Source organism: Mesorhizobium sp. M7A.F.Ca.AU.001.01.1.1, assembly GCF_004022735.1.
GTDB classification, from domain to species: Bacteria; Pseudomonadota; Alphaproteobacteria; order Rhizobiales; family Rhizobiaceae; genus Mesorhizobium; species Mesorhizobium ciceri.
Window position 1 is genome coordinate 1 of record NZ_RZPF01000365.1, and the last position, 6309, is coordinate 6309.

The following is a 6309-nucleotide window of genomic DNA, read 5'->3' on the forward strand; positions in this document are numbered from 1 at the left end:
GGCAAGATGGGCCCAGACGGGCGTTCCGTCCTTGCGGAGATAGCGCTTCTCGAAATGGAAGGAATTGACCGTGCCCGCCTTCAGATCGTCCATCGTCTCCCGCCCGATCTGCTGGTCGTCGGGATGCGTGATCTGGAAGAAAGTCAGCGTCTCGATCTCTTCGCTTGTGTAGCCAAGCATGGCCGCGAAGGCCGGATTGGTCTGGCGGATGCGCCCATCGAGACCGACAACGACGATACCGATCGCTGAATCCTCCATGGCGCGGCGGAAGCGCAGCTCGCTCTCGGCGATCTGTTGGCGATCCATGCTGATCCTGCGGGTGGACAGGGCGGCGAGGAACAGCGCGCCCGCCGCCACTGCCATCGCGATCTGCAGGCAGAGTTTCAAGGCTTCGGTGCCCAGGTCCAGGCGCGACAGCAGGATCGAGGCCGCCAGCACGCCCAGGCCGGCGACGAGCAACGCCAGCCCTGCACGCCCAAGAGATTCTCGGCTGGTCAATCCTCGCCGCATCACGATACGTGCCACCCCCGTGCGCAAACGCATGTTCTCGCCTCAACCTTGGCGGATCGATTTTAAGGAAAGGTTGCGTCAGGCATTCCGGTGCCATCGCTAACCGGCAAACAATTGCCGGCATGATTAAGGATCGGTATGCGCGAGCGGGCGAGCGTGGCGCAACGCTACCAGCGCACGAAAAACCGTCCGCCGAGCGCGCCAAGCAATGCGAGCGCTGCAATGGCTATCGTGTACCAGGTGGCGACGAAAAGCGGCGAATCGTCGAAGCAGTGGGCGGCATAGAAGGTTGCCGCCAGCCCGCCGGCGAGCAGGCCTGCCACCGCACCGGCAAGCACCGGCCGTGTCGGCGCCCCGTAGCGCAGCATCCACAGGAAGATGGCAAGCGGACCGAGGCCGATCAGCGGGATGAAAGCCATGCAGATCATCATGTTGGAGCCGACCATTTTGGTTCCCCACAGCGCCTCCGGCACCATGAAAAGCTCCAGAACCACCGCCACGGCTACCAGCACTGGCGCCGCAGCCATCCCAACCATCGCCCGGCCCGTCGACGCACCCGGTGTCGACAAGGCGCGGATCAGGGCGAAGGCGCTGACGGCAAGCACGATGGTGAAAACGAATTTGGAAAGGAAGCGCATCGTGTGCGCGGCCGCCATGAAATCCGGGCGTGGGCCGATGGTCAGCAGGAAAACGACGGCCGCGATCACCGCTGCCGCACCGGCGGCCAGCCACCAGGCCGATTGCAGCGGCATCGCCTTGCTGGTTGCATCGGCGTCCAGCGCCTTGATGAGATCGTCCGTTCTCATGTCATTCCCGCCCGAACCGCCCCTGCCCGAATCGCTTGGCTATCGCGGCAAGTCCGCGATGCAGCGACACCCGCACCGCCGTCTCACTGATGCCGAACTTTGCCGCCGTCTCGCCGATGGACCGCCCTTCCACCGACACGGCCGAGACCACGGAGCGCTGAGCCGGCGACAGACCGTCCAATGCACGGTTGATGTCGCGCTCGCTGACGGTCTCGGTTTCCGGCTCGGCGAACGTCTCGGCGATATCGTCGACGTCGATCTCGATGCGCCGTCCGCGCCGCCTGAACGCATCGATCAGCTTGAAGCGGGCAATCGCATAGACCCACGGCAACACCGGCGCATCCTGACGCCAGGTATGCCGTTTCACATGAATGGCCAGCAAGGTTTCCTGCACGACATCCTCGGGATCGACCCCGCCCTGCACGATCTTGCGCCTGGCAAAACCGCGAACCAGCGCGGCAATCCGGTGCAGAAAGTCGGCGTAAGCCCTTTCATCTCCCGCGATCGCGGCCCGCATCAGCCGGGAAAGTTCGGCCTCGTCCTTGCCGCTCACAAGAGTTCACTCCCCGATTTTCGCGTCTCGGCGCTGATTTGTTACGTGGCCGGCGAAATAATGTCCAAGCCAAACTGTCGGCAAATCACGAAAGTTTGCGGCACCGCCGAACCGTGAGCATCACGCGGAATTGTCCGTTCGGCACCGACCTTTGCACGTCAGCGACCGATTGAAGCACATCAACAATGTTGACTATAGCTGTCATGTATGGATAGGTGCAGCCGTGACAGACCCAGGACCCCCGAAATCGAGGACAATGCCATGAAATACGCTCTTTCCACCCTCGCCGGCGCCGCCGCGCTGGCAATCAGCCTCATCGCCGGTCCGGCAAAGGCGGAAGAGGATGGCATCATTGTCTACAACGCCCAGCACGAAAGCCTGACCAAGGCGTGGGCCGAAGGCTTCACCAAGGAAACAGGCATCAAGGTCACCGTGCGCAATGGCGGCGACAGCGATTTCTCCAACCAGATCGTCGCCGAGGGCGCTGCTTCGCCCGCAGACGTCTTCCTGACCGAAAACTCACCGGCCATGGCGCTGGTCGAAAGCGCCGGCCTGTTCGCGCCGGTCGACGCGGACACGCTGGCGCAGGTTCCCCAGGACTATCAGCCGGCCAGCGGCAAATGGGTCGGCGTTGCCGCGCGCAGCACGGTCTTTGCCTATAACAAGACCAAGCTGACTGCCGACCAGTTGCCCAAGTCGATGCTGGACCTCGCCGATCCGAGCTGGAAAGGCCGTTGGGCCGCCTCCCCCTCGGGCGCCGATTTCCAGGCCATCGTCAGCGCCCTGCTCCAGCTCAAAGGTGAAGCCGCTACCGCCGACTGGCTGAAGGCGATGAAAACCAATTTCACCGCCTACAAGGGCAACAGCACGGTGATGAAGGCGGTCAATGCCGGCGAGATCGAAGGCGGCGTGATCTATCACTATTACTATTTCGGCGATCAGGCCAAGACCGGCGAAAACAGCAAGAATGTCGCGCTGCACTATTTCAAGAACCAGGATCCGGGCGCCTTCGTCTCGATCTCCGGCGGCGGTGTGCTGGCTTCGAGCAAGCATCCGAAGGAAGCCCAGGCGTTCCTGAAATGGCTGACAGGCAAAGGCGGTCAGGACGTGCTGAAAACCGGCGATTCCTTCGAGTACGCGGTCGGCAAGGGTGCGGACTCCAACCCGAAGCTGGTGCCGCTCGCCGATCTGCAGGCGCCGAAGGTCGATGCCACGACGCTGAACTCCAAGAAGGTCACCGATCTGATGACGGCAGCCGGCTTGCTTTAGTTGCCATTCGTCCTAAAAGGACACCCGACCACGCTCCCGCGGGAATTCGCCTTCCGCGGGAGTGATTTTGTTTTTCGAGATGGCATTCGTCGATGACGACACGCTGTGTTCCCGACCGCGATCGCGGTCTTTCAATTGCTGCCGCTGGACGGCAACGGCACGGCGTCTGACCTGATGCAGTCCGCGGTCGATCTCGCGCATTCGGGCCTGCCTTCGGGCACAGGCCGAAGGGCTCGGCGACGCGCACCGCTTTGGCTGGTCCTCGCCGCCATCTTCGTTGCGCTGCTGGCGCTGGTGCCGCTTGCCTTCATCATCTGGATCGCGGTGCAGACCGGCTGGGAAACAGTCTCGGCACTGGTCTTCCGGCCGCGTGTCGGCGAGCTTCTGGTCAACACTGTCCTGCTGGTCGCGCTCTCGGTGCCGATCACCATCGTGCTGTCGGTTTCGCTGGCCTGGTTGACCGAGCGCAGCGACCTGCCGGGCGCCCGGCTCTGGGCCTGGCTGTGCGTGGCGCCGCTCGCCATCCCGGCTTTTGTGCACAGCTATGCCTGGGTCACCATGGTGCCGGGACTGCACGGCCTGTGGGCCGGCGTGCTGGTTTCCGTGATCGCCTATTTCCCGTTCCTGTATCTGCCGGTGTCGGCGGCGTTGCGCCGTCTCGATCCCGCCCTGGAAGACGCCGCCGCCGCACTCGGCCTGGGGCCCCGGCGCGTGTTCTGGCGGGTCGTGCTGCCGCAATTGCGGCTCGCCATCTGCGGCGGCTCGCTGCTGGTCGGCCTGCATCTGCTGGCCGAGTACGGCCTCTATGTCTTCATCCGCTTCGACACCTTCACCACGGCGATCGTCGACCAGTTCCAGTCGACCTTCAATGGACCGGCCGCCAACATGCTGGCCGGCGTGCTGGTCAGCTGCTGCTTCGTGCTGCTCGGCCTCGAAGTGCTGGTGCGCGGCGAGGAGCGCTATGCCCGTGTCGGCTCCGGCGCGGCGCGCCATCAGCAACGCACAAGCCTCGGACGCGCCACCCTGCCTAGCCTGCTCTTGCTTGTCGTCATCACGCTTTTGGCGCTCGGCGTGCCGTTCGTCACCATTGGCGGCTGGCTTGCCGCCGGCGGCGCCGCTGTCTGGCGCTTGGACGAGATCGGCCTGGCGCTTGGCCAGACGCTGTTCCTGGCGCTCGCCGGCGCGTTGCTCGCCACCGTCGCCGCCATGCCGATGGCCTGGATCTCGATCCGCGCGCCGGGGCCATTGCAGCGTCTTCTGGAGGGCTGCAACTACATCGTCGGCTCGCTGCCCGGGGTCGTCATCGCACTGGCGCTGGTCACCATCACCGTACGCATCGCGCTGCCGCTCTACCAGACCTTGTTCACCATCCTGGTTGCCTATGCGCTGATGTTCCTGCCGCGCGCGCTGGTCAGCCTGCGGGCATCGATCGCGCAGGCGCCGGTCGAACTCGAACGCGCCGCTTCCAGCCTCGGCCGGCCGCCGCTGCAGGCGCTGTGGTCGACGACGATCCGCCTGTCGGCGCCGGGTGCCGCGGCCGGCATGGCCCTGGTGGCGCTCGGCATCATGAACGAACTGACCGCCACCCAGATGCTGGCACCGAACGGCACCCGCACGCTGGCGATGGCTTTCTGGTCCTACAGTGGCGAGATTGATTATGCCTCGGCGGCACCCTACGCCTTCATCATGGTGGTGATGTCGCTGCCCTTGACCTGGCTGCTCTATGTCCAGTCGAAACGGATGGCCGGACGATGAGCTTTCTCGAAATCAGCGGCCTGCACAAGCAATACGGCCCGGTGGCGGCCCTTGCCGGCGTCGACCTCAGCGTCGCCAGCGGCAGCCGCACGGCGATCGTCGGTCCTTCCGGTTGCGGCAAGACGACCCTGCTGCGGCTGATTGCCGGCTTCGAGGCTCCGGACCAGGGCCACATCACGCTCGACGGTGCCATATTGGCCAACGGCGGCGCTGCGGTGCCGGCATATCGCCGAGGCATCGGTGTGGTGGCGCAGGATGGTGCCCTGTTTCCGCATCTGACCATTGGCGACAATATCGGTTTCGGCATGGGCCGCGGCGAGGACAAGCGCGCTGAGCGCATCGTCGAGCTCGCCTATATCGTCGGGCTCGACAAGGCGATCCTCAAACGCCGCCCGCACGAGCTTTCCGGCGGCCAGCAGCAGCGTGTGGCGCTGGCCCGGGCCATGGCGATGAAGCCCAGGCTGATGCTTCTCGACGAGCCGTTCTCGGCGCTCGATACCGGCCTGCGCGCCTCGATGCGCAAGGCGGTGGCCGAACTTCTGGAGGCCGCCGGCATCACCACCATCCTGGTGACGCACGACCAGGCCGAAGCGCTGTCCTTCGCCAGCCAGGTCGCGGTGATGCGCGACGGCAAGTTCTCGCAAATCGGCACGCCGCGCGAGCTCTATCTCAAGCCGAAGGACAGGATGATCGCCGAATTCCTCGGCGACGCCATCATCCTGCCGGCCAAGATATCAAATGGCTTCGCCAACTCGCCGCTCGGCCGCATCGCGGTCGACACCCATGACAGCCGCGATATCGCCCGCATCATGCTTCGCCCGGAGCAGATCGCGCTGAAGAGAACGTCGCGCGAGGGTATGTCCGGCACCTCGGACATGCTGTTCGGCGAGGTGACGGAATCCGAATTCGCCGGCTCGATGTGCACGGTCGCGGTGCGGCTCTTGAACAATGCCGATCCGCCCGATGCGGCAGCGATCGGCAACACGCCGCTGGTCCTGCGCAAACCGGGCATGGACGCGCCGGCGGTCGGCGAGATCGTCCGGCTGACTGTATCGGGAAAGGCGCATGTCTTCGCCTGAACGCCGCGTGGGTGGAGCGTAGGCATATCTTTCTGATTAGCCGACGCGCTTTCCGGCCTGATCGAACCAGTGCAGCTTTTCTGCCTTGGCAACCACGCGCAATTGGTTGCCAACCGTGGCGGTGGCGCGACCCGCGACCCGCACGACGATCCTGCTGCCACCTGCAGCGCAGTGAAGGAAACTTTCGGCGCCTACCGGTTCGACTGCCTCGACCAGCGCCGGCAGGATGAGCGCGCCGGACGGTGCCTCGGACCCGAAGGTGACGTCGGCATCCTCGGGGCGGAAGCCGAGCGTGACGGCGTTCGCAGGCGCAAATTCAATCGTCTTGCCATCAGCC

The 6309-nt window shown here is 64.7% G+C and carries 7 protein-coding genes; 3 read left to right on the forward strand and 4 right to left on the reverse strand.

Going from position 1 to position 6309, the window contains the following annotated elements:
- From EN884_RS21250 to EN884_RS21260, 3 genes are all read right to left on the reverse strand, one after another.
- Nucleotides 1–543: PAS domain S-box protein (locus EN884_RS21250; protein ID WP_128360721.1), on the reverse strand; the 543-nt coding region annotated here is incomplete at its 3' end.
- A gap of 134 nt (nt 544–677) precedes the next feature.
- On the reverse strand, nt 678–1316 hold the full coding sequence (locus EN884_RS21255; RefSeq protein WP_013529421.1) for an NrsF family protein: 639 nt from the start codon (nt 1314–1316) through the stop codon (nt 678–680).
- 1 nt (nt 1317) lies between these two features.
- The gene (locus tag EN884_RS21260; RefSeq protein WP_013529420.1) at nt 1318–1869 is read right to left on the reverse strand and encodes a sigma-70 family RNA polymerase sigma factor; all 552 of its coding nucleotides are present in this window, start codon (nt 1867–1869) and stop codon (nt 1318–1320) included.
- Nucleotides 1870–2130: 261 nt separating this feature from the next.
- Here EN884_RS21260 and EN884_RS21265 point away from each other — a divergent pair, with 261 nt between their 5' ends.
- From EN884_RS21265 to EN884_RS21275, 3 genes are all read left to right on the forward strand, one after another.
- Nucleotides 2131–3138, forward strand: a complete 1008-nt coding sequence (locus EN884_RS21265) for an iron ABC transporter substrate-binding protein (RefSeq protein ID WP_013529419.1) — start codon at nt 2131–2133, stop codon at nt 3136–3138.
- 174 nt (nt 3139–3312) lie between these two features.
- A complete protein-coding gene (locus EN884_RS21270) occupies nt 3313–4893 on the forward strand; it encodes an iron ABC transporter permease (RefSeq protein ID WP_063170345.1) in 1581 nt (526 codons plus the stop codon).
- On the forward strand, nt 4890–5972 hold the full coding sequence (locus EN884_RS21275) for an ABC transporter ATP-binding protein (RefSeq protein ID WP_013529417.1): 1083 nt from the start codon (nt 4890–4892) through the stop codon (nt 5970–5972). The genes EN884_RS21270 and EN884_RS21275 overlap by 4 nt, the downstream gene beginning before the upstream one ends.
- Nucleotides 5973–6008: 36 nt before the next feature.
- On the opposite strand, the gene EN884_RS21280 is transcribed toward EN884_RS21275, so the two are convergent.
- A partial coding sequence (locus EN884_RS21280; protein WP_128360722.1) for a TOBE domain-containing protein occupies nt 6009–6309 on the reverse strand: 301 nt, incomplete at its 5' end.